Consider the following 22776-nt stretch of genomic DNA (forward strand, 5'->3'; position numbering starts at 1 on the left):
AAATTTTTATAATAAAAAAGCTCCGGAAAATATTTTTCGGAGCTTTTGATTTGTCTGTCAGAATAAAACTATTTTTCGTCATCTAAAAAATGGCCGAAGAAATCTTTTTTAGTCTGCAAATATCCTTTACTGATGTCATTCGCAGGAATCTGCAACGGAACTCTCGAGTTGAGATTGATGTTGCTTTCTTCTACAAATTTCACTTTATCCGGATTATTGGTTAAAAGGTTAATATTTTCAATTTTCAACTGGTTTAGAATTTCGATCGCAATACCGAAATTTCTATCATCTGCAGGTAAGCCAAGTTCTAGATTTGCCTGTACGGTATCAAAGCCTTTTTCCTGAAGAGAATATGCTTTAAGCTTATTGATGATCCCGATATTTCTTCCTTCCTGACGAAGATAGATGATTAATCCACCGTTTTCGTGCATGTATTTCATTGCTGCATCAAGCTGTTGTCCGCATTCACATTTTTTTGAATGGAATACTTCTCCGGTAATGCATTCAGAATGAAAACGTACATTTACAGGCTTAGAAAAATCTGTATTTTCTGCAAGTATCGCCATGTGTGGCATCCAGTCATTTTCATCTTCCGAAAAAGCAATCATTCGGAAATTACCGTGCTCTGTAGGAACATTAGCTTCCGCCTGAATTTTAATCATTGAATTGTTTTGTTTATTTTTTTCCGTTTACAGAATCCTCTATCACGGTAACGTTTGTTTTTAATCTTACCAAATATCTGTTTAATACTTCATCTTCATCTTTCTTAAGATATCTTCTAAGCTTTTGAATGTTTTTGTAAGATTTTTCCAGATTCTTAATGGTTTTGTTTTTTCCTGAAGTATTGCCTGCTGCTATAGCATAAAGGTAATTTTGAAGCGTGTACTTTAAAGTAATTACTTCATTATTAACAGCAGAATTGGTAAATTTAGGAAAAGTGGAAATCAGATTAGTGATTTCTGAGGCATTTACATTTTCGGTAATATTAATACTTATACTTTTTGAATCTTCAGAATCAACAGATTTTGAATCACTTGAAAAAGTGTTTGATAAAGGTGATAGATTCAGCTTTTCAGTAGCACAGGAAGAAGTGATTAATAATAGTGTTCCAAGAAAAAGTAGTCGTCTCATTTTTGATCCTTTTGGTAAAGGATTGGGTTAAGACTTTCATCATTGTACATTTTCATTTGTTTGTACACTTTCATCTTAACATCACCGTTTTCAATATCTGTAAGTAATTGAGTTATTGAAGTCGACAAATCTTCTTTTTGAGTAAGTAGCACATCCAATTTTGCCTGGCAATTTTGACGGTGCTCTTCTGAAGCAGATTCTCTGTTGGCTTCTAACGACATATGATAAACCTTTAGTGCTAAAATAGATAATCTGTCAACAGCCCAAGCTGGAGTTTCAGTATTTATTTTTGCATCAGATTTAGGCGTAATATTTTTGTATTTATCTAAAAACCAACTGTCTATATATTCTACCAAATCGGTTCTCTTTTGATTTGAAGAATCTATTGTCCTCTTTAGTTGCAGAGCATCAGTTGGATCTATATTTTCATCTCTAATAATATCTTCCAAATGCCATTGAACGGTATCAATCCAGTTTTTAGCATACAAAATCCGTTCCAAAGTCTCGGTTTCAAAAGGATTTTTTACAGGTGTATCAACGCTGTCTAATACATGATAATCTTCAATTGATTGGTTGAAGATCTTCCAGGCAGTATCGGTGAAGTTCATTGAAATGAAAAATTATAAGTTGCTGTTTGGGTTGTTACTTGAAGGATGATTTTCCGTAGTTTTTGCTTCCGGTTTATCTTCTTCTTTGATAGCATCTTTAAATTCTTTGATTCCAGAACCCATACCTCTCATCAATTCAGGGATTTTTTTACCTCCGAAAAGCAATAAAAGGATGATAGCAACGATAAGGATGTGCTGCCAAGATAACGCGAGTATTGTTAATGTATACATTTCTTAATGTTTTTGCAAAGTTAATCTTTTTTTAATATGAAACCCAACCTAAAGGGTCAACTGCATTATTTCCATTCCAAATCTGGAAATCAAGCGTGTAAGTGCCATCAAAATCCTGAGCCACTGCCCCAACTACCGTACCTGCAGAAACCTGCTGGTTTTTAGAAACGGTGGTGCTGCTAAGATTTGAATAAATGGTGAAATAATCACCATGTTTTATCATCACCGTCCTTGTACCGTCTGCTGAAGGAATTACCTGTGATACTGTTCCCGGGAAAACTGCTCTTGCAGAAGTTCCTTTTGCGACAGATATTTTTATTCCGTTATTCTCTTCCCAAATCGATTTAAAGACCGGATGTTGCTGTCTCCCGAATCTATGAGTGATCGTTCCTTGTGCAGGCATAGAAATTCTTCCTTTGCTTGATGCAAAATTACTTCCCGCTGCAGGAGCAGATACCCCATAATTGGTCATTGCTTTTGTCTCTGCGGCTTTTTTATCGCTGTCTTTTTTCTTTTCTAAAGCTTCCTCTGCTGCTTTTGCGGCATTTAGTTTTGCAGTGGCCTCTCGAGATCGCAATGCTGCTTCTTCAGATGCTTTTTTAGCTGCAAGTTTTCTGGCTTCATCTTTTGCATTGGCCTCACTTCTTGCGGCTTCCTCATTCCTTTTTCTTTCTTCATCTGCTCTTTTTGCAGCCAGTTCAGATGCTTTTTTAGCTTCAGCTTCGGCTAATTTTCTCTCTTTTTCAAGGGCTTCGGCACGAGCTTTTGATTCTGCTTCAATTCTTGCTTTCTCTCTGTCTGCAGCCAATTTTGCTAAACGAATTTTTTCGGCTTCAGCTTTTCTTCTGCTTTCTTCCTCAGCTTTTGCAATTCTTATTTCTTCAGCAATTATGGCTCTTATTTGTCCTTCTAAAGCTTTAGACTGAGTTTGTTTTTGTCTAAGATCAGCAGTAAGTTTAGTTTCATTTTTCTTAAAGTCTGTTACCAGCTGTTCTTTTTGACTACGTTCAACGCTAATGGTTGTTAAATCTTTTTTCTGGTTGGCTAACAGATTTTCTTTCTCAGTTGCCGATTTTCTTTTCTGTTCAACAGATTTTTTAAGCGCAACTGCAGCGTTTGTGATTTCAGCAGCCTTTTTATCCTGATAATCCGAATATTGTTTTAAATACTGTACTCTTCGTAATGCTTCTCCCAAACTTTTTGATGAAAGAATGAAAGTCACCTTATTCTGTACTCCTTTATTTTTGTAAGCGTTTACTAAGACATGAGCATAATTTTTTCTTAAAACTGCCAATTCTCGGTTTTGCCTGTTGATTTCCAATTGACGAAGATAAATTTCATCTTCAATGAATCTTTTTTCTTTTTGTGTATTGTTGTAGACCTTTTCTCTAAGCGCTAATTTTTTATTAACGTTATTCAAATATGATATAGACAATTTAGATTCGTTTCTAGTTTTCGCCAAATCTGAATTTATCTGAGCTATCTGTTTTTTTAGATCAGCATTTTGCTTTTGCAACTGTTCTTTGTTTTGTTGGCCAAATTGTAAACCGAACAGCAAAATGCCTATTAAAAAGCTAATTTTTTTAATCATTTAATATCAATTTTCTTATAATTGGCTGGAACAGAATAAGGTGTTTCCATCCTCGAAAAGTCAAATTTCGTGTTTTCCATTAAAATCTGGCTTGTTTTGGAACCTTTTATAATTATTTTAACATTTTTTGGTAGCTTTACTTCATTCGGAAAGGTCTCCCAGTTTTCATATACGATTTCAATGGCATCATTGGATTTCACATCTTGTAATTTTACCCAATTTAAATTGAAATCTTCAGTGTATTGCATTTCTACTTTGTATTCTCTTGTCACTTCATTAGTAACAATTTTCTGATTCGTAATTGAAGTCAGTTGATATCCGTCAGTGTTTTTTACAATTTTTGAATTGCTGTTGGTAATGTGCATAAATGTACGCCCCATCAACAGTTTTTCTAAAGTTTTATAATCAATAAAATTAACGTTCAAAAGATTGTTGAGATAGTCAAAATCTGAGTCGATATAATTTTTATTGTATCTATCCATTGCCTTAATGCCTTCCGGAGTAATAATCGCTCTGGCTGCAGGGATGATTAAAAAAGTAATATTAGACCATATTTTTTTGTCGCTTTCAATGTAAATTATTGCGTCAAGCGGGCTTACTCTCAAATCACTTGCTGTAATTTTACTGCTGATTTTTACATGCTCAAATTTAGGATGAATCAATATCTTTTCGTAAAAATTCAAACGATCCTGAATGTTTTTGGGGTCTTTAGGATCATTCTGATTTGAATTCTGTATCTGGATACTGTCATTTTCAGAAGCATTTTGATTAAGCGCTTTTCTGCTTTTGCAGGAAAGTACAGTCATTGTAAGAATCAGGAAGAGTGCCCATTTTTTCATATGAATTTGTATTATTTTTAGCAAATGTAATCGTTTCGATTTTACCTGCAATTTTTAATAATCTTTTGCAATATTAACGCCAAACCACACAATATCATATTGTGTGGCTTCTCAACGTTATTTTATATAAATTTATTTTGATAAAAAATCCAAAACTGAAAAATCTCCCAAAGAAATTTCTCTGGCAACTCCAAAGTATTGAGCGGAGCTTCCGATCATTGAGTTGGAAAGATTTCCGTGATCGATCACTGTTTTCTCCTGAATTAATGAGTTGTCAATATTTGAATTGATTACTTTCGTTCCTTTTCCTAATGAAACGTAAGGTCCGATTTTCGAGTTTGAAATTTCAACTCCTTCGCCAATATAGCAAGGCTGAATAATCAACGAGTTTTGAATATTAGCAGACTGAGGAAACTCTGTAAACTCATCTTTTTCGTATTCTAAAATCTTCCCATTGGTCTCTACAGTTGCGTTTTTGTTTCCGCAATCCATCCAGTCGTCGACTTTTCCTAAAGAAAATTTTGCTCCGGCTTGACGAAGGTTTTCCAAAGCAGTTGTCAACTGATATTCGCCACTTACTTTAATATTGTTATCCATGATATGGTTGATCTCAGACATCAGTTTTTCTGCAGAATTAAAGTAGTAAATACCAATAATCGCCAAATCTGAAACAAAAGTCGCAGGTTTTTCAACAAAATCTGTGATAAAACCGTAATCATCCAATTTTACAACACCAAAAGCTGAAGGATCTTCTACTTTTTTCACCCAGATTACACCATCAGAATTGGTATCTAAAGTGAAATCTGCTCTGAAAAGTGTATCTGCATAAGCGATCACAACATTTCCCTGCATAGATTCTTCGGCGCATTTTATTGAATGGGCTGTCCCAAGAGGTTCAAGCTGGTGGTAAATAGTTCCTTTTGCGCCTAGTTTTTCTGCTATTTTAAGTAATGATGCTTCTACTTCTGCTCCAAAATCTCCAATAATAAATGCTACCTCTTCAATTTTTTCACCTGCCACTTTAGCGATATCTTCCACTAATCTCTGTACGATTGGTTTTCCTGCAATGGGAATCAACGGCTTAGGAACTGTTAATGTATGCGGTCTCAATCTTGAGCCCTTTCCTGCCATTGGAACAATAATTTTCATATATGAATGTTTGTTTTATTTATAAAGTTTAATTTAAGATCTTCTTAGAATTTTATTAATCATTGTTCTTTCGTTATACGCCAAAAACGCAATGAAGAAAAGAAACAATCCGTTTCCAATTAAATAATTGTGCCGGAAATAATAAAATGATATCATCGAAATTGCAATAGACAGCGATAGATAAATTGCTATTTTGGATGTGTTATAATGAATCGGGTATTGTGATTTCCCCCAAAGGTAGGAAATAATCATCATACTTGTATACGTAATTAATGCTGCAAAAGCACTTGCCCAATATCCGTATGTAGGAATAAATGTGAAGTTGATAAAAATGGTAATTGCAGCTCCGATTAAAGAAATGTACAACCCGACTCTTGTTTGATCTGAAAGTTTGTACCAGATCGATAGATTGAGATAAATCCCTAGAAATAAGGCGCCTAACATTACAAAAGGTATAATCTCAATTCCTTCATAATAAAGTGGATTTTTTAAATATTTTTCGGAAATCCATTGTAGATTTACCATCAATCCGATGTATATTAAACAATTGCAGATCACAAAAATATCCATTAAAACGGCGTAAGTTTTATGATTGCTTTTGTCTTTAAAACTTGAGAAAAAATAAGGTTCAATTCCTAATTGATAGGCCTGTCTGAAAACCGTGATGAAAGTTGCAATTTTGTAAACTGCACCATAAACTCCGATCTGATGCTTTGCTTCTTCTTTAGGAAGTAGATATTTTAAAAACTGTCGGTCTAAAGTCTGATTGATAATTCCTGCCAATCCTGCAATCATTACCGGCCAGGAATAGTTCATGATTCTTTTCCAAAGCTTAAAGTCGAACTTTTTAAAGCTGAAATTCACAAATTCTTTTCCTACAATCGCTAAAGTGATGATGCTCTGTACCAAATTGGCGATGAAAACATAGCCGACCCCAATTTCAGGATTATATTTAATTCCTAAAATTCCATTAGGATAAGTAGGAAGCCATTTAATGAAAAATACGACTAAAAAGTAATACGCTAAAGAACCAATCACCTTTGAAAGCATATACTGAACAGGTTTTCCTTCAAGCCTTAAAACAGCAGAAGGAATGGTAGAAAACGCATCGAAGGATAAAATAAAAAGGAAAATAATTAAATAATTAACCTGATCCGGAGTTTCGAAAGCATTTGCAAGATCCTGCCTGAAAACATATCCTAAAATCAAATAAATAAAACCTGTTCCTAATATACTTAGAGCACAGGTAGACACTAAAGTTTTCTTATCAATATCACCTTCCTGCGCAAAACGGAAAAAAGAAGTTTCCATCCCATGAGTCAGGAAAACGGTGATCACTCCGGCAATAGAATACCAATCTACGAAAGGTGACGAAGCAGAAGGTCCGAAAGCTTTTGTTACGATGGGTGCAATAAGAAATGGGAAAATTCTTACCAATACTGAACTGAGCCCGTAAACAGCGGTTTGTCCAAATAGTTTCTTATACAATTTTAGGTTTTTAAAATGCAAATGTAAATATTAGAATTCACAATTTTCTGATTGATGTTTAAAAATCACTTTGGAAAATATTAAATTTGTGCAATATCAATCTTATATATAAAAGTAAAAATGAAAATTCTTATAAAAAATGCTCAAATCGTCAACGAAGGTCAAATCATCAAAAGTGATATTCTGATTGAAAACGATGTGATTTCTAAAATTGATTCTCAAATTTCTGAAGATGCTGACCAAATTATTGATGCTGAAGGAAAATACCTTTTACCCGGAGTTATTGATGATCAGGTGCATTTCCGTGAACCCGGTTTAACACATAAAGGTGAAATAGAAACTGAATCCCGTGCAGCAATTGCAGGCGGAACCACAAGTTTCATTGACCAACCCAATACGGTTCCAAATGCGGTTACGCAGGAATTATTAGCCGATAAATACGAAATAGCATCGCAAAAAGCTTACGCAAACTACGGTTTTATGATGGGCGGAACGAATGATAATTTGGAGGAAGTATTAAAAACGAATCCTAGAAATGTTCCCGGAATTAAGCTGTTTTTAGGTTCGTCAACAGGGAATATGTTGGTTGATAATCCTGAAACATTAGAAAATATTTTCAGCAATACAAAAATGCTGATTGCTGTTCACTGTGAAGATGAAGCAACGATAAAAGCCAATACTCAAAAATATCTTGATGAATATGGTGAAGATATCCCTGTGAAATTCCATCATTTGATAAGAAGCGAAGAAGCCTGTTGTAAATCTTCTTCAAAAGCAGTTGAACTGGCGAAAAAAACAGGAGCAAGACTTCACGTTTTTCATCTTTCGACGGCAAAAGAGATGGAACTTTTCAGAAATGATATTCCTTTAAAAGATAAAAAAATTACCGCAGAAGTTTGTGTTCATCATTTGACATTTACCAATGAAGATTATGATACAAAAGGCGGATTAATCAAATGGAATCCTGCAGTAAAAACTCAAAAAGACAAAGATGCACTTTGGGAAGCGTTGCTGGATGACAGAATCGATGTGATTGCAACCGATCATGCGCCTCACACTTGGGAAGAAAAACAAAATGTGTATACAAAATGCCCTTCCGGAGCGCCTTTGGTTCAGCATTCTTTGGTTGTGATGCTTGAAAACTATAAAAATGGAAAAATTTCTTTAGAAAAAATCGTTGAAAAAATGTCTCATAATCCTGCAATTCTTTTCAGAGTTGAGAAAAGAGGTTTCGTAAGAGAAGGATACAAAGCAGATTTGGTTTTGGTTGATTTAAATGAAAACTGGACGGTTGCCAAAGAAAATATCCTTTACAAGTGCGGTTGGAGCCCGTTGGAAGGTATGAATTTCCATTCTAAAGTCACGCATACTTTTGTCAACGGAAATCTGGTTTATGACAATGGAAAAATTAATGAGCAAAAATTCGGAGAGCGTTTGCTTTTTGAAGTTCAGGAATAAATAAACTCATAATAAAGGCTTTTCAAATTTTGAAAAGCCTTTATTATGTACTAACAATGAATTTAAAAACTAATCAATCACAATACTTTCAATCGCCTTTTGCAAAGAAGATTCCATAATTCCCGGAATTGCCAAACCTTCTGCACGGAATACGCTTACATCTTTAACGCCATAAAAACCAAAAACATTCTTTATATAAGGAACATTGGAATCATACACTTGATAAGGACCTTCCGAATAAATATTTCCGGATGTAAAAGCAATGTATAATTTTTTGTCATTCAGCAAACCTTGAGGTCCGTTTTCATCATATTTAAAAGTGTATCCTGCTCTTGAAGTAAAATCAAAATACGCTCGCAGTGTAGCCGGAACGGAAAAATTATACATCGGAGAATCGATAACAATAATATCGGATTCCTGCAATTCTGAAATTAAATTTTCAGAATATGTATTTATTAACTGCTGTTCGGGAGAATGACTTTCTGCTGGAGAAAAAAAAGTGTTGATGTGTATTTCTTCCAAAAGCGGTATAAGGTTTTTTGTAAGGTCACGCTCCTTCACAATGCTGCCAGGATATTTTTCCTGAATCTTTTCTATGACACTATTGCCTAATTTTCTGCTTGCAGATACTTCTGTTCTCGGACTTGAGATGATATGCAAAATTTGTTTCATGTTTTAAATTTTAAATTTCTTTGACAAAATTATGTACATTTGCTTATCAAAAGTTAGTAGTGAACAAAAGGTTAGCAGTAACCTTTTGGTTAGTTAAAATCTGTTTATGGAAAAAAGTCTTGAATTAGAAGAACCCATTACCGCTCAAAGATGCTCCGAAAGTCTCTCTTCCGTGGAAGATGCCATTTACGTAATCGGTGGAAAATGGAAGCTGAAAATTATTATTGCGTTACAGGAAAACGGAAATATTCGGTTCAATGAGCTTCAGAGAATCGTTGTTGGAATATCTGCAAGGGTACTTTCAAATGAGCTGAAAGATTTAGAATTAAATGGTTTTGTCAAAAGAATTGTACATTCAGAACAGACGCCTGTGATTGTAGAATATATTTCTACAGATTACAGCAAGACTTTGAAAACTGTGATTATGGCGCTTTCTGAATGGGGAAGAGCACATAAAAATAATATTAAGCAAGATTTATTTTAATTAAAAGACTGCCTAAATTCCAAAGGCGACATATTGGTTTTCTTCTTAAAAAGCGTACTGAAGGATTGAGAATGTTCAAATCCCAATTCGTATGCAATTTCACTTACCGAAAGTTCAGTGGTTGAAAGCTTTTCTTTCGCTTTACTGATCAGCTTTTCATGGATATGCTGCTGCGTGTTTTGTCCGGTTTGAATTCTCAAAAGATCACTTAAATAATTAGCAGAAAGATTCATCGCTTCTGCAATTTGATGAACGGTCAAAAGTCCTTTTTCAGATGATTCTGTATTAAAATAAACGTTTAAATAAGATTCAAATTTTGTCAAAAGCTGATGGCTTCCACTTTTTCTGGTGATAAACTGTCTCTCATAAAAACGCTTCGAATAATTCAACAACAATTCAATTTGCGATAAAATAATTTCCTGCGTATGATGGTCGATATGTTGACATTCTTTATCAATTTTATATAAAATTTCGAGCAAATCATTCTCTTCATCTTCAGATAAATGTAAAGCTTCATTCACGGCATACGAGAAAAATCCATAAGAAGAAATCGTCTTTGCCAAAGAATGTTTCAGCAAAAAATCTTCATGAAAAATTAGAAGATAACCTGTATTTTCACAATCCATTGTCTTCAGATCAAGATACTGAACTTGGTTTGGTGCCGTAAAACTCAAGACACCTTTATCATAATCGTAATGTTGTTGTCCGTATTTTATTTTTCCGGTTGCATTCCGTTTCAGGGCGACACAATAATATCTGCTTACAAAACCTTTCCATACCTCATCTTCTATAAAAACACTTTCATGAAGATTGATAACACTTACCATCGGATGTTTAGGTTCGGGCAGCGAAAGCAGTTTGTGAAATGCAGAAATAGATTGTATGGTGTTCATGATTTTTAAGCTTTAATAATAATTTTTGGGCGCCTATTTCCGTCTTCCACTCCCGCTTTTTTGCTTCACAAAAAGAGCTCCGTTCAAGCCGGGGCGCAACAGTATTGCGTTTTAAGATCTATAAACCTCATAGGTTTTCAAAAACCTATGAGGTTTGAGTTGTTTTTTAACAATTAAAGGTACAAATTAATAATCCAGCAATCCCATACTAAATTCATCATAAGGCTTTCCGGTATACGTTCCCAATGGGACAATACTTTCCAGCTTCTGAAGATCAGATTCACTTAAAACAATTTTACTTGCTTCAATATTTTGTTCAACATATTTTCTGCGTTTCGTACCCGGAATTGGTATAATTCCTTTGCTGATAATCCAAGCTAATGCTAATTGTGACGAAGTGATTTCTTTTTCCTTTGCCAAATTCTCAATCGCTTCAACCAGTTCAATGTTTTTATGAAAATGTTGCTCCTGGAAGCGTGGAATTCCTCTTCGGAAATCATTTTCTGGTAAGTCATTAATTGTTTTGATGTTGCCAGACAAAAATCCTCTTCCCAACGGTGAATAAGCGACAAAACCAATTCCTAATTCATTCAATGTTTTGATAACACCTTTTTCTTCAACTGTTCTTTCAAAAAGAGAATATTCACTCTGAACTGCCGAAACAGGATGAACTGCATGTGCCCTTTTCACCGTTTCAGAAGAAACTTCAGACAAACCGATATAACCGATCTTGCCTTCTTTCACCAAATCGCTCATTGCTCCGACAGTCTCTTCAACGGGAACATTTTTATCGAGGCGATGCATGTAATACAGGTCGATATAATCAGTTTTCAGATTTTTCAGAGAACGTTCAATCGATTTTTTTACATAATCTTTCGTTCCGTTAATTTTCCAGGTTATTTGTTCGTTGTCATCAATTTCCCAAGCGAATTTTGTTGCGATGATATATTGGTCACGGTTTCCTTCAATGGCTTTGGCAATCAGCTGCTCATTTTTGAAAGGTCCGTACAAATCTGCCGTGTCGAGAAAATTACCACCCAATTCTAAAGAACGGTGAATGGTTGCAATTGCTTCTTTTTCATCGCTTTTACCGTACATATCTGCATCTCCAAAACCCGTCATTCCCATACAGCCCAAACCGATATTCGGAATGATTAAACCCTGATTTCCTAATTTTACTTGATTCAATTTCATAACGTTAAATTTTATTGATACAAAATTGATCAGAAATTCAGGATTGGATGTATGCAAAACGAAGATTGTCGTATGCAAATTACAGATTAATCCAATATTTGTCATTCTGACGAAGGAAGAATCTTTACGCATAAAGTAGATTCCACGCTCCACTTCTGAACTCCGTTCGCAGACCTTCAGTCTGTGCTCTGAATGGCAAAATAGATGTTTATTTCTTCGGTTTAGCACTCATATAAAAACTCAATTTCCCGCCATTCGTAATATCAGAATGCTTCAATGTAAAGTTCTTAATTTCTTTTCCATTTAATAGAATTTTTTCAACATATACATTCTTCGGACCTTGGTTAATCGCTTCAATCTCAAATGTTTTTCCGTTTTCTAAATTCAAAACAGCTTGATCAATTGCCGGACTTCCAATTGCATAATCTTCCGAGCCCGGAGCAACAGGATAAAAACCAAGCGAACTCAAAATATACCACGCACTCATTTGACCTGCATCGTCGTTTCCGCCCAATCCATCCGGACTTGCTTTGTATTGCATCTCCAAAATACGTCTGATTTGTGCCTGAGTTTTCCAAGGTTGTCCCGCCCAATTGTAGAAATAGGCAACATGATGAGCAGGCTCATTTCCGTGAACATAACCGCCAATAATTCCTTCTCGTGTAATGTCTTCTGTGTCTGCAAAAAACTCGTCTGGTAAATGCATGGTGAATAATTCATCCAATTTTGAAGCGAATTTTTTCTTTCCGCCCAACATTTTAATTAACTCATCCGGATTGTGAGGAACGAAGAAACTATAATTCCAAGAATTCCCTTCAATGAAACCTTGTCCGTGCGTGCTTAATGCATTAAAATCTTTCTTAAAGCTTCCATCAGCCAAACGTGGACGCATAAATCCTATAGTTTTATCGAAATTATTTTTCCAGTTTTCAGAACGTTTGATGAATTGATTATAAATTTCCGTTTCACCCAAATGCTTCGCCAATTGAGCAATTGCCCAGTCGTCATAAGCATATTCTAGGGTATTTGAAACCGAAGTTCCACTTTTATCGGCAGGAATGTATCCTTTATCGATATAATATCCGATGCCTTCATAATTTCTTTTGTTAGCAGTTTCAACACAAGCTTTTAAAGCTTCTCTTGCATCTCCGGTATAATTTCCTTTAATAATTGCATCTGCGACCACACTCACGCTGTGATAACCGCTCATACACCAATTTTCATTCGCATAATGCGACCAGATTGGCAACATTTTCATTGAATACTGATTGTAATGCGTCATCATCGATTTCACCATATCATTATTTCGCTTCGGTTGAATAATGTTAAAAAACGGATGAAGGGCACGATATGTATCCCAAATTGAGAAGGTTGTATAATTGATAAAACCTTCCGCTTTGTGAATGTTTTGGTCTAAACCTTTATATTCTCCGTTGACATCGGTGTAAGTTGTCGGATTGATAAAAGTATGATACATCGCTGTATAAAAATTGATTTTTTCAGTTTCAGAACCTTTAATGACAATTTTATTTAATTCTTTATTCCAGTTTTCCTGTGTTTGAGCTTTTACTTGGTCGAAAGATAAGTTTCCTGCTTCTTTTTCTAGATTTTCTACAGCATTGGCTTGACTTACAGGAGAAATAGCTAATTTAATTTCAATCGCTTCATTTTCATTAGTGTCAAAATCAAAATACATTTTCAGATTTTTTCCGGCGATTTCGGGGAAGTTTTTTGTCTGGTCAAATTTTCTCCAAAATCCTTTATAAACCTGTTTTTCATCATAATTTTTCTGACCGTAAGATTTAAATGGCTTTGAAAACTTCATGGCAAAATAAACCGTTCTTGTTCTTGCCCAGCCGTTTGTCTGTCTGTAACCTGTAACCGTATTTTCGTTTTCTACACGAAGGTAGGTCCATACATTTTTACCATCGTAATTGTAAATTCCGGCCATTAAATCCAGAATAATATGGGCTTGATCAGATTTCGGAAAAGTATAGCGGTGAACTCCAACTCTTGTTGTCGCCGTCAATTCTGCCAAAATATTATGATCGTCTAATTTTACTTTGTAATATCCGGCTTCTGCTTTTTCGTTTTGATGCGAAAATCTACTTCTGTAACCGCCTTCAGGATGGGTTGCGGTTCCTGGATTTAATTGTAATTTTCCTACAGTCGGCATGATCAAAAAATCTCCCAGATCAGAATGTCCCGTTCCACTAAAATGGGTTGAACTAAAACCGGTAATGGTTTTGTCTTCATAACGATATCCTGCACAATATTTATACACTTCTCCATTGTATTTTCCATTGACTTCAAAGGGAATTGAATCTGTTTCAGGGCTCAATTGTACCGCTCCGAAAGGTGCTGTTGCGCCGGGATAGGTGTGTCCCATTTTTTCAGTTCCGATCAACGGGTTTATATATTGATGAAGTTTTTCGAATTTTTGTGCTTTATTTAAACTAAAAATTAAAGTAAATATAAAAATAAGAGTTACGGAATTTTTCATAAGATTTAAATAGTAAAGTTATGTTAAATATAAAAAAGTATCTGCCTGTAAATTACAGGATTGAATCTAATCTATCTTATAAAAAAAGCGATTTAAGAAATCATAAACAAAATTTCTATCCTGCTTTTTAAAATTATCGTCAATGATTATGGAGCCTTTTGGCTGAAATCTAATAATAGGTTTATAATCATCAGCAATTTTTATTTGTTTATAGGGTATTCCGTGTTCTTCAAGTCTGTCGAGATTACTAGGAAAATACCTTGCGTCAATTTTTACTGTTTTTTCAGAATCTTTGAGCATGTCTAAAATATAATAGGTCTTTTCGGTTCCATAAATATTTAATACGGCAACTGATGAAAAGAAGAATAAAATATTAACAATTAAAATTCCTTTTAAAATAAAAAGGTTTTTGATTTTAGTATTATTTACCTCCAATATAAGCAGCAATATTAGTGGGATCAGATAAAATTGGGGAATATACCGTACCCACCAAGGATCAGAAATAATCAATACAGACGCTAAGATTGGAAGAATGCTAATAAAAAGTATTTTTTGCTGATGATTGAGATTTTTAAAACGTTTATAATTGACGATAAAGAATATTAATAAAACAAACAAAAAGCCACTATAAAATATACCAAATCCTCCGACGCCAATATCTGCATCAGCCAACCGATTCAGCTCTTTTTGGGAAATGCTGAATGGAATTTTATAAGACATATTATCTTTATCAAAAGAACCTGTTTTGGTAAATAATGTAAATGCAAGTTTTTCTATTCGATTATTATTTCTTACAAATCCTTCTGGTGCAAAGCGCTCAAGAATATCGATTGACCCTTCTCCTTTTAATGGATAAAATACATGCTTTCCTTCTTTCAAATTTGTAATATATGGGTTGTAATTACAGAATATTAATAAAAAAGAAGCGCATAGTAATGGTAATATTAAGGTTTTAAGCGATGATATTTTTTTCAAAAACAACAAAATAACCAATATACAAACAGTCAATACACCCAATGTTGGCATTGAAGTAAACTTTAAACTTCCACCAATCGTTAAGGTTGTTATAATCAATGCGATATAAATTCTTTCTTTTGTTTTGATAAAAAGAAAAAGAGAACTCAAAAAGCAAATGATAAACGAATAACTAAGTCCGTCTACATAAAAAGTTAAAATTTGTGAAATTACAACTGGATTGGAAGCTATTAGAATAGCAAAGATCCATTGTTGTTTAAGATCAATGCTAAAGGATTCCAAAGCTTTTTTTGTAATCAGTAGTGAAGAGATAAAAAGAAAAATATTGATGGCTTTCCCAGTTTCTATTTTGCTAAAGAAAGAATAGATACAAGATTGTATTATTTCGGCTCCTTTTGGATAATGCTCCGTCCACACTTTCATTGTACGAGAATGAGATTCACCGTAAATAGGATTCCAGCCATTTTTCAACTGAATAATACTTTCCTGATGATAGCTTTGTCCGTCTGCAGAGAGATCAAAAAAATAACCGCTGATTAAAAAACCAAATAATAAAATGAGCGCTGTGATAGCCCCTGAAATAAAATTAACTCTACAAATCAAAAGAGAAATGGTTACCGATAGCGGATAATAGAATCTTGTTACATGAAAGTTTAAAAAAAGGCCAAGCTGACAAATAAGCAAGCAAATGAAAAGATGGAAAATAACAATAAATACTATTTTTTCGAGATAAATTTTATTCATATTCTGTATTTATACAAATATAAAATATTGTAAGAATAAAAGATCACTTTAAAAAAACGAAATTGAAAATAACAAGCCGATAAAGGTTATTTTTCAGAAAATCGAAATCCAATGCCGTGAAGATTTTCAATGATAATGTTTTGTTCGTCTGCAAAAACTTTTCGGAGTCTTGAAATAAAGACATCAAGACTTCTACCCATAAAATAATCATCATCGCCCCAAACTGCTTTTAAAATATCTTGTCTTTTTAGAACCGTGTTTTTATGAAGAATGAAATATAGAAGCAATTCAGATTCTCTTTGAGTAAGAGTAATTTTATTGTCAGACGCTTGTAAAGTATAATTTTTAGGATCAAAATTGTATCTCCCAACTGTATGTTTTTGTGGATAAGATTCTGATTTTTTTGAACGTTTCAGGAAAACTTCAATCTTCAAAATAAGTTCTTCAATACTGAAAGGCTTTACGAGATAATCGTCGGCGCCAATTTTTAAACCTTTAATTCTGTCTTCTTTGAGAGCTTTTGCAGAAATAAAAATAATAGGAATTTCTGAGTTTTTTTGACGGATGCTTTTTGCGAGATCAAATCCGTTCATCTCAGGCATCATAATATCTAAAAGGCAAATGTCGAAAGTTTGACTGTTGAAAGCTTGAAGAGCAGATTTCCCATCCGAATAATGATTAATTTCATAATAATTTTCCAAACTGTCCTGAATTAGAAAAGCTATCGTTTGGTCATCTTCGGCATATAAAATTCTGGATTTTTCCATTGTTATACAGTATTAAATTTAAAACGGAAAAAATAGAGTAGTGGTAATTCCCTGATCTTTGTTATTGTCAACTGAAATTTTCCAATTATGTTGCTGAACAATTTTTTTTACATAAAATAAACCCAAGCCAAAACCATTGATTTCTTCACTTTTATTAGTATTTACTCTGTAAAATTTATCAAAAATATGAGCCAGATTCTTAGCTGGAATACCCATTCCGTTGTCTTTAAATTTTAAATATAAACCTTTTGAATCTTTATCTGATGAAATAAGAATCTCTGATTTTGTTTCACAGTATTTAATCGAGTTGTCCAAAAGATTGTAAATGATATTGGTAAAGTGAAATTCGTCGGCCAAAATGGAGATATTATTCTCAATTTCTATCTGGATTGATATGTTTTCGTTTTTCTGCTTTATGGTATCGGCAATCTCCTGAATAAACGGAAGCAAAATAATTTTTTGAGGTTTTAAAGACAATCCTGAAGCATCATTTTTAGCAATATTCAATATTTTTTCAATATGGTTATTGAGTTTATAACTTTGATTGATGATAATAGAAGTATAGGTTTGCAACTTTGAATTTCCCTGTACCAATTCTTGTTTATTAAGCGCCTCAGAAGCTAATAAAATAGAGGATAACGGAGTTTTAAACTCGTGGGTCATATTATTAATAAAATCCCGTTGCAATTCTGAGAACTTTTTTTGCTGAATGATTGTATAAATTGAATATACATACACCAAAAGAATAATAATCAGCGCAAAAGTAAGAAGATACCAAAAACGCAAAGAGCTGATGAGATAAGTTGTTTTGTCCGGAAAACGTATGGAAAAATAATAAGTAAGATTTTTATGTTTCGGAAACTGAATTACCTTTTCACTGGGCTCTTCCTGATGACTGCTCATGTATTTTCCATAAATCATCTGGTCGCTGTGGCAATTGTATAAAGCGTAAACATAATCTGTATTAATTTGAAATCTCGTAAATTCTGTTTTCAGATAATGCTCAAGAACTGCCGGGTGAAATTCGTTATTGATATTCACCACGTAATAATCATTTGCGATGATTTGAACAGGGTTTTCGGTAAAGGAGGCTTTTCCTTCAGTCATTTTGTCGACAACCTCCATCAGAGCAATATTTACTTTCTGATTAAATTTTCTGTCCTCAAGATTATACGCTTGCTTCGTCCACAACAATTGTGCTATCAAAATTCCGATAATAGCAACCAAGCCAAGGCTTATAATAATATTGAGTTTCTTAATTCTCATTTTCAAAAGCAATATTATCTAAAAATATCTATATTTTTTTGATCATTAACAACTCGTTAACAAATGTTTGGTAACGGTTAACAACTTACAATCGTTTTCCGCTCTACATTTGTTAAAACAAAAAATAATTATTATTTGATTTCATAATTACTAAAAATTTATACACATGAAAAATTTAAAAATTACAGCGCTTCTTGCTGTTTTGGCATTCTCTCCGTTTTATGCAAACGTATTTCCGGTAACTCCGGCTTCAATTGTTAAAAAAGTAGCAGAAGCTGCAAAATGGAAATCAGAAACTATCGATGTGGGAAAAATTCCTCAGGGAAAACCGAAATTGATCAGATTTGAGTTTACAAACACTTCGTCACAGCCAATTATGATCGATAAAGTTGCACCATCATGCGGATGTACGACAGCTGATTATACAAAAACTAAAATTTTACCTGGAAAGACAGGATTTGTTGAAGCAAGTTACAATGCTGCTGCTGAAGGTGCGTTTTCAAAATCAATTACGGTTACGATGAGTGACAACCAAAACCCGAAAGTACTTTCTTTTAAAGGGACTGTTGTGAAGTAATTAATTTAATTTTGTTCAATATAAAAAACAGTCTGTCAATTATTTGTCAGGCTGTTTTTGTTTTTAAGCCTAAATGTTAGATATAAAGATACAAACTCAATTTAAAAATAGTTATTTAAGCTTTATGCTTTACAACAATTGAAGAGTAATTTTTACGTATTTGCGCCTATCCAAAATGCTTTTATTTTTAAATAGCTATTTGTAGCATTATTTATCAAACTATTTTGAAGGATAACGTTTTAATATTTGTTATTTTTAAGAAAAAATAAAACGTATGAATCTTTATACACAACCGATGTTGCGTGAAGACGCTCTGAAAGATAAAGTGGCCATTGTTACAGGAGGCGGAAGCGGGCTTGGAAAAGCAATGACTAAATATTTTCTTCAATTAGGCGCAAAAGTGGTCATCACTTCCAGAAATTTGGAAAAACTTCAGGTCACTGCAAAAGAATTGGAAGATGAAACCGGCGGAAAAGTACTTTGTGTTGCCTGTGACGTGAGAAATTGGGATGAGGTTGAAGCTATGAAAGAAGCGACTTTGAAAGAGTTCGGCAAAATTGATATTTTATTGAACAATGCTGCCGGGAATTTTATTTCGCCAACAGAAAGATTAACACATTCTGCTTTCGATTCTATTTTGGATATCGTTTTAAAAGGAACAAAAAACTGTACACTTTCTATCGGAAAACACTGGATCGATTCAAAAACTCCGGGAACGGTTTTAAATATTGTAACAACTTATGCCTGGACGGGCTCGGCTTATGTCGTTCCCTCGGCTTGTGCAAAAGCAGGAGTTTTGGCAATGACAAGAAGTTTGGCAGTAGAATGGGGGAAATATAATATTAGATTTAATGCAATTGCTCCAGGTCCGTTTCCTACAAAAGGAGCTTGGGATAGATTGCTTCCCGGTGATATGAAAGATCAATTTGATTTGGCAAAGAAAAATCCACTGAAAAGAGTTGGCGAACATCAGGAATTGGCAAATCTGGCAGCATATCTGGTTTCTGATTTTTCATCTTTTGTAAATGGTGAAGTCGTAACAATTGACGGTGGAGAATGGCTTCAGGGAGCAGGAGAATTTAATATGCTTGAAGATATTCCGCAGGAAATGTGGGATACTCTGGAGGCAATGATCAAAGCAAAAAAATCCAATTAGTTATAAATTATTAATTATGAATGATGAGTTTTTAGTTTCTGGTGATTTAATTTTACTAACAACTAATAACTAAAAAACATCACCAATAATGCTTCTCTATGAAACATAAGTTTTATTTTTGTTCTTTAATTTAAATTAGAACCCTAATGAATTTCAGATTTTCAACTTTATTACTATTTGTTTTTGCATGGAGCTTTTCTCAAAATTTAAAAGTAATGTCTTTCAACATCAGACTCAATGTAGATTCTGATAAAGAAAACTCATGGACGAACAGGAAACAGGATGCGGTAGATTTATTAAGCTATTACCATCCGGATTATTTCGGCGTTCAGGAAGCGCTTCCGGAGCAGATGAAAGATATTAAAAATGGTTTAAAAAACTACGATTATGTAGGCGTAGGTAGAGACGATGGGAAAGAAAAAGGTGAATTCTCTGCAATATTTTATGATACCGAAAGGCTGCAAGTGATAAAATCGGGGACATTCTGGCTTTCTGAAACTCCTGAAAAGCCATCAAGAGGATGGGATGCCGACTACAACAGAGTTTGTACATATGCAGTTTTTAAAGATAAAAAATCGAAAAAGGAATTCTTGGCAATGAATCTTCATTTTGATCATGTAGGAAATGTGGCAAGAGTGAAATCTGCAGATTTGATCTTAAAGAAAATTAAAGAAATCAACCCCAAAAATTTACCTTTAACATTAAGCGGAGATTTTAATTTGACGGACGATACAGAACCAATAAAAATAATCTCTCAAAACCTGAAAGACAGCTTTTATAATTCTGAGAAAAAACATTACGGGCCGAAAGGAACATTTACAGCATTCAATGTAACTGAAGTTCCGCAGGACAGAATTGATTATATTTTTGTAAAAGGTTTTAAGATAAAATCTAACAGACACATTAACGACAGAAGGGAAAATCTGTTGTATCCGTCGGATCATTTCCCAGTTCTGACAGAGCTGCAGTTTTAAAATATTAATTCTCCGGAAAATCAATTTCAAATCCAATTCCTCGCAGGGATTGGATTTTTATTTCAGCATCATGCTGAAAATATTTTCGCAATCGGCTGATAAAAACATCAAGACTCCTTCCGGTAAAATAATCGTTGGTTTCCCAAAGATTATCGAGTATGTCGTCTCGCTTTATTGTTTTATGATTGAATTTCAAAAGATAAAGCAAAAGATCTTTTTCACGAATTGTTAATCTTATTTTTTCTTTTGGATGAGAAAGCAAAAGCTTATCCGTATCTAAAATATAGCTTCCGATTTTGTATTGGGTAATGGTTTCTGAAGATAAAGTTCTTTTCAGAATATTTTTAATTCTTAAAATTAATTCTTCAGGATCGCAAGGTTTTGAAATGTAATCATCGGCTCCGATTTTCAGTCCGGTAAGGCGATCTATTTTTTGGTTTTTCGCTGTCAAAAATAAGATTGGAAAATCAGGTTTGGCTTTTAAAATTACTTTTGCCAAAGAAAACCCATCAAGATTAGGCATCATAATATCTAAAATTCCAATATGGAAATTGAAATCTGATTGTAAAACAGGTAAAATATCTTCAGGATTCTGAAACCAGGTAACTACAAAATCTTCCAGCTCGAGATATTGTTTCAGGATCATTCCAAAATCTGAATCGTCTTCTGCCAATAAAATCTTAATCTTCATAAGGAATTGAAATTTTAAAAGTTGTTCCTACATTCACTTCGCTTGTAATCTCGGTTTTCCCGTTATATTTTTCAATAATTTTTTTCACGAAAAATAATCCCAAACCTAAACCTTTGCTGTTGTGAATATTATTGGATTGTATTCTGTAAAATTTCTCAAAAATATTTGTCAATTCATTTTGTTCCATTCCGTTTCCGTTGTCTGCAACAATAATTTCAAGATTATTATGAATAGTTTTAATATCAATTTTAATTTTTGAAGCGCCGTATTTTACACTGTTTTCACAAAGATTTTTGATCACAGTTTCCATCAGTTTTCTGTCAAAAGGAAGTTCTTTTGAAACAGAATTGTTGAGTTTAAAATCTGTATTCTCATAAGTAAAAGCTAGATCATGAATGAAAAAATCCCAGTTTTCAGGTAGTATTGTTGAGTTTTTTTCATCAAAATCTTCAGGATGAAGTTGCAATATCAAGTCTTCAAGCCTTAAAATCTGTCGGTCAATCAATGGTAAAATTTCTGGAGTACATTCTTTTTTCAATGTTTTTGAAGCGATCTTTAATGTTGCAATCGGCGTTTTAAATTCGTGTGAAATATTGTCTACAACGGTATGCAAAACTTCAACCTGTTTTTGTTGGATGATCAAGTTTTTAATGGTAAAAATATATAAAATCAAGACGCTCAGTAAAATTGCTATACAACATAAAATAAGCAATGTGAGATCCTGAAAAACAGCAGAATTGATATTTAAAATTTCAAAATCTGTCTGGCTTTTTACAAAAAAAGAGTCATTTCTTTCAGGTTGATCGCTTTTATCAGATTTTGAAGTGGAAGAGGTTTCCCATTTTCCGGTATTAGAAATTCCGGCTTTTGTGATCTTATTTCGAGTTTCGAATAAAGTGACAGGTTGATCAATAAGATTTAGATTTTTGGGAACAGAAACAATTGATAAATATTGAGTTCTTATGGCCACTTTGTAACCTTCTTTTGCAAAATGACGGTCTATATAATCGCTTATTTGGTCTCGTGTGCGCTTTCTGTTTTCCTCAAAATAATGTAAAAACTCTTTTTTGCTTATTTTTTTATTGCTGTAATCGGCAAATACTTTTCTTGCCTTCTCATCACCCAAATTACTTGCTCCGCCAATGCTTTCCAGATTATCAATATAACCATCAATTCTATTATGAACATCGCTATAAATTTCTTTCTTTTTTACCTGAGAAGTTTTGTACATGAAATATACCTGAATACCCAATAAAAGCAGGAACAAAGCTGCAAAAAGAGAGATAAGATATTTGCTTTTAGAAATCATTTAAGCAAATATATACATTTCGGGAATGCGTTTTTACCATTAACCTCGCATTAACCTTCCGTTAACCGAAATTCTC

22 protein-coding genes are annotated in these 22776 nt (G+C 33.6%); 5 read left to right on the forward strand and 17 right to left on the reverse strand.

What is annotated here, in order from left to right; genetic code table 11:
* Positions 1 to 68: 68 nt before the first annotated feature.
* The 8 genes from ribA to EG358_RS03955 form a co-directional block, all read right to left on the reverse strand.
* Positions 69 to 662, reverse strand: a complete 594-nt coding sequence (gene ribA, locus EG358_RS03920) for a GTP cyclohydrolase II (protein WP_076557598.1) — start codon at positions 660 to 662, stop codon at positions 69 to 71.
* A gap of 13 nt (positions 663 to 675) precedes the next feature.
* A complete protein-coding gene (locus tag EG358_RS03925) occupies positions 676 to 1131 on the reverse strand; it encodes a hypothetical protein (RefSeq protein ID WP_076557601.1) in 456 nt (151 codons plus the stop codon).
* A complete protein-coding gene (locus EG358_RS03930) occupies positions 1128 to 1739 on the reverse strand; it encodes a DUF4254 domain-containing protein (protein ID WP_076557603.1) in 612 nt (203 codons plus the stop codon). The genes EG358_RS03925 and EG358_RS03930 overlap by 4 nt, the downstream gene beginning before the upstream one ends.
* A gap of 12 nt (positions 1740 to 1751) precedes the next feature.
* A complete protein-coding gene (locus tag EG358_RS03935; RefSeq protein ID WP_076557605.1) occupies positions 1752 to 1970 on the reverse strand; it encodes a twin-arginine translocase TatA/TatE family subunit in 219 nt (72 codons plus the stop codon).
* A 31-nt stretch (positions 1971 to 2001) separates the two neighbouring features.
* Positions 2002 to 3561, reverse strand: a complete 1560-nt coding sequence (locus EG358_RS03940; RefSeq protein WP_076557607.1) for a peptidoglycan DD-metalloendopeptidase family protein — start codon at positions 3559 to 3561, stop codon at positions 2002 to 2004.
* Entirely contained in the window at positions 3558 to 4400 is an 843-nt protein-coding gene (locus EG358_RS03945) for a DUF4292 domain-containing protein (protein ID WP_076557609.1), read from the reverse strand. The genes EG358_RS03940 and EG358_RS03945 overlap by 4 nt, the downstream gene beginning before the upstream one ends.
* 132 nt (positions 4401 to 4532) lie before the next feature.
* Positions 4533 to 5549, reverse strand: coding sequence for a sugar phosphate nucleotidyltransferase (locus EG358_RS03950; RefSeq protein WP_076557611.1), 1017 nt, complete (start codon positions 5547 to 5549; stop codon positions 4533 to 4535).
* Positions 5550 to 5582: 33 nt separating this feature from the next.
* Positions 5583 to 7037: a lipopolysaccharide biosynthesis protein gene (locus EG358_RS03955; protein ID WP_076557613.1), complete on the reverse strand. Its 1455-nt coding sequence runs from the start codon at positions 7035 to 7037 to the stop codon at positions 5583 to 5585.
* A gap of 120 nt (positions 7038 to 7157) precedes the next feature.
* Here EG358_RS03955 and EG358_RS03960 point away from each other — a divergent pair, with 120 nt between their 5' ends.
* On the forward strand, positions 7158 to 8495 hold the full coding sequence (locus EG358_RS03960; protein WP_076557615.1) for a dihydroorotase: 1338 nt from the start codon (positions 7158 to 7160) through the stop codon (positions 8493 to 8495).
* A gap of 69 nt (positions 8496 to 8564) precedes the next feature.
* Here EG358_RS03960 and EG358_RS03965 read toward each other — a convergent pair whose 3' ends face one another.
* Positions 8565 to 9167, reverse strand: a complete 603-nt coding sequence (locus EG358_RS03965) for an FMN-dependent NADH-azoreductase (RefSeq protein ID WP_076557617.1) — start codon at positions 9165 to 9167, stop codon at positions 8565 to 8567.
* Between the two features lie 106 nt (positions 9168 to 9273).
* Between EG358_RS03965 and EG358_RS03970 the strand changes: the two genes are divergently transcribed.
* Entirely contained in the window at positions 9274 to 9651 is a 378-nt protein-coding gene (locus EG358_RS03970; protein ID WP_076557619.1) for a winged helix-turn-helix transcriptional regulator, read from the forward strand.
* On the opposite strand, the gene EG358_RS03975 is transcribed toward EG358_RS03970, so the two are convergent.
* From EG358_RS03975 to EG358_RS04000, 6 genes are all read right to left on the reverse strand, one after another.
* Entirely contained in the window at positions 9648 to 10544 is an 897-nt protein-coding gene (locus EG358_RS03975) for a helix-turn-helix domain-containing protein (protein ID WP_076557621.1), read from the reverse strand. The two genes, EG358_RS03970 and EG358_RS03975, sit on opposite strands and share 4 nt — an antisense overlap.
* 186 nt (positions 10545 to 10730) lie before the next feature.
* Positions 10731 to 11738, reverse strand: a complete 1008-nt coding sequence (locus EG358_RS03980) for an aldo/keto reductase (RefSeq protein WP_076557623.1) — start codon at positions 11736 to 11738, stop codon at positions 10731 to 10733.
* A 208-nt stretch (positions 11739 to 11946) separates the two neighbouring features.
* Positions 11947 to 14241 (reverse strand): GH92 family glycosyl hydrolase, encoded by a 2295-nt coding sequence (locus EG358_RS03985; protein ID WP_076557625.1) that lies wholly within the window; start codon positions 14239 to 14241, stop codon positions 11947 to 11949.
* Between the two features lie 66 nt (positions 14242 to 14307).
* Entirely contained in the window at positions 14308 to 15960 is a 1653-nt protein-coding gene (locus EG358_RS03990; protein WP_076557627.1) for a hypothetical protein, read from the reverse strand.
* An 86-nt stretch (positions 15961 to 16046) separates the two neighbouring features.
* Entirely contained in the window at positions 16047 to 16727 is a 681-nt protein-coding gene (locus tag EG358_RS03995) for a response regulator transcription factor (RefSeq protein WP_076557629.1), read from the reverse strand.
* 18 nt (positions 16728 to 16745) lie between these two features.
* On the reverse strand, positions 16746 to 17993 hold the full coding sequence (locus EG358_RS04000) for a sensor histidine kinase (RefSeq protein WP_076557632.1): 1248 nt from the start codon (positions 17991 to 17993) through the stop codon (positions 16746 to 16748).
* Positions 17994 to 18159: 166 nt separating this feature from the next.
* Between EG358_RS04000 and EG358_RS04005 the strand changes: the two genes are divergently transcribed.
* The 3 genes from EG358_RS04005 to EG358_RS04015 all read left to right on the forward strand — a co-directional run bounded on the left by EG358_RS04005 (position 18160) and on the right by EG358_RS04015 (position 20700).
* Entirely contained in the window at positions 18160 to 18570 is a 411-nt protein-coding gene (locus tag EG358_RS04005) for a DUF1573 domain-containing protein (RefSeq protein ID WP_076557635.1), read from the forward strand.
* A gap of 274 nt (positions 18571 to 18844) precedes the next feature.
* Entirely contained in the window at positions 18845 to 19726 is an 882-nt protein-coding gene (locus EG358_RS04010) for an SDR family oxidoreductase (RefSeq protein ID WP_076557637.1), read from the forward strand.
* Positions 19727 to 19872: 146 nt separating this feature from the next.
* Positions 19873 to 20700, forward strand: a complete 828-nt coding sequence (locus tag EG358_RS04015) for an endonuclease/exonuclease/phosphatase family protein (protein WP_076557639.1) — start codon at positions 19873 to 19875, stop codon at positions 20698 to 20700.
* A 4-nt stretch (positions 20701 to 20704) separates the two neighbouring features.
* Here EG358_RS04015 and EG358_RS04020 read toward each other — a convergent pair whose 3' ends face one another.
* Both EG358_RS04020 and EG358_RS04025 read right to left on the reverse strand, forming a co-directional pair.
* Complete coding sequence (locus tag EG358_RS04020) at positions 20705 to 21391, reverse strand: response regulator transcription factor (RefSeq protein WP_076557641.1); 687 nt, start codon at positions 21389 to 21391, stop codon at positions 20705 to 20707.
* Positions 21381 to 22700 carry a sensor histidine kinase gene (locus EG358_RS04025; RefSeq protein ID WP_076557643.1) on the reverse strand — a complete coding sequence of 440 codons (1320 nt, stop codon included), beginning with the start codon at positions 22698 to 22700 and terminating at the stop codon, positions 21381 to 21383. Before EG358_RS04025 ends, EG358_RS04020 begins: the two co-directional genes overlap by 11 nt.
* Between the last annotated feature and the right edge of the window lie 76 nt (positions 22701 to 22776).

This window comes from Chryseobacterium indoltheticum, assembly GCF_003815915.1.
Lineage (GTDB): Bacteria > Bacteroidota > Bacteroidia > Flavobacteriales > Weeksellaceae > Chryseobacterium > Chryseobacterium indoltheticum.

What these genes read in the sequence shown, in the direction of transcription:
- ribA (WP_076557598.1), bottom strand. Translation starts at nt 662, where the DNA reads ATGATTAAAATTCAGGCGGAAGCTAATGTTCCTACAGAGCACGGTAAT.
- EG358_RS03925 (WP_076557601.1), bottom strand. Translation starts at nt 1,131, where the DNA reads ATGAGACGACTACTTTTTCTTGGAACACTATTATTAATCACTTCTTCC.
- EG358_RS03930 (WP_076557603.1), bottom strand. Translation starts at nt 1,739, where the DNA reads ATGAACTTCACCGATACTGCCTGGAAGATCTTCAACCAATCAATTGAA.
- EG358_RS03935 (WP_076557605.1), bottom strand. Translation starts at nt 1,970, where the DNA reads ATGTATACATTAACAATACTCGCGTTATCTTGGCAGCACATCCTTATC.
- EG358_RS03940 (WP_076557607.1), bottom strand. Translation starts at nt 3,561, where the DNA reads ATGATTAAAAAAATTAGCTTTTTAATAGGCATTTTGCTGTTCGGTTTA.
- EG358_RS03945 (WP_076557609.1), bottom strand. Translation starts at nt 4,400, where the DNA reads ATGAAAAAATGGGCACTCTTCCTGATTCTTACAATGACTGTACTTTCC.
- EG358_RS03950 (WP_076557611.1), bottom strand. Translation starts at nt 5,549, where the DNA reads ATGAAAATTATTGTTCCAATGGCAGGAAAGGGCTCAAGATTGAGACCG.
- EG358_RS03960 (WP_076557615.1), top strand. Translation starts at nt 7,158, where the DNA reads ATGAAAATTCTTATAAAAAATGCTCAAATCGTCAACGAAGGTCAAATC.
- EG358_RS03965 (WP_076557617.1), bottom strand. Translation starts at nt 9,167, where the DNA reads ATGAAACAAATTTTGCATATCATCTCAAGTCCGAGAACAGAAGTATCT.
- EG358_RS03970 (WP_076557619.1), top strand. Translation starts at nt 9,274, where the DNA reads ATGGAAAAAAGTCTTGAATTAGAAGAACCCATTACCGCTCAAAGATGC.
- EG358_RS03975 (WP_076557621.1), bottom strand. Translation starts at nt 10,544, where the DNA reads ATGAACACCATACAATCTATTTCTGCATTTCACAAACTGCTTTCGCTG.
- EG358_RS03980 (WP_076557623.1), bottom strand. Translation starts at nt 11,738, where the DNA reads ATGAAATTGAATCAAGTAAAATTAGGAAATCAGGGTTTAATCATTCCG.
- EG358_RS03985 (WP_076557625.1), bottom strand. Translation starts at nt 14,241, where the DNA reads ATGAAAAATTCCGTAACTCTTATTTTTATATTTACTTTAATTTTTAGT.
- EG358_RS03990 (WP_076557627.1), bottom strand. Translation starts at nt 15,960, where the DNA reads ATGAATAAAATTTATCTCGAAAAAATAGTATTTATTGTTATTTTCCAT.
- EG358_RS03995 (WP_076557629.1), bottom strand. Translation starts at nt 16,727, where the DNA reads ATGGAAAAATCCAGAATTTTATATGCCGAAGATGACCAAACGATAGCT.
- EG358_RS04000 (WP_076557632.1), bottom strand. Translation starts at nt 17,993, where the DNA reads ATGAGAATTAAGAAACTCAATATTATTATAAGCCTTGGCTTGGTTGCT.
- EG358_RS04005 (WP_076557635.1), top strand. Translation starts at nt 18,160, where the DNA reads ATGAAAAATTTAAAAATTACAGCGCTTCTTGCTGTTTTGGCATTCTCT.
- EG358_RS04010 (WP_076557637.1), top strand. Translation starts at nt 18,845, where the DNA reads ATGAATCTTTATACACAACCGATGTTGCGTGAAGACGCTCTGAAAGAT.
- EG358_RS04015 (WP_076557639.1), top strand. Translation starts at nt 19,873, where the DNA reads ATGAATTTCAGATTTTCAACTTTATTACTATTTGTTTTTGCATGGAGC.
- EG358_RS04020 (WP_076557641.1), bottom strand. Translation starts at nt 21,391, where the DNA reads ATGAAGATTAAGATTTTATTGGCAGAAGACGATTCAGATTTTGGAATG.
- EG358_RS04025 (WP_076557643.1), bottom strand. Translation starts at nt 22,700, where the DNA reads ATGATTTCTAAAAGCAAATATCTTATCTCTCTTTTTGCAGCTTTGTTC.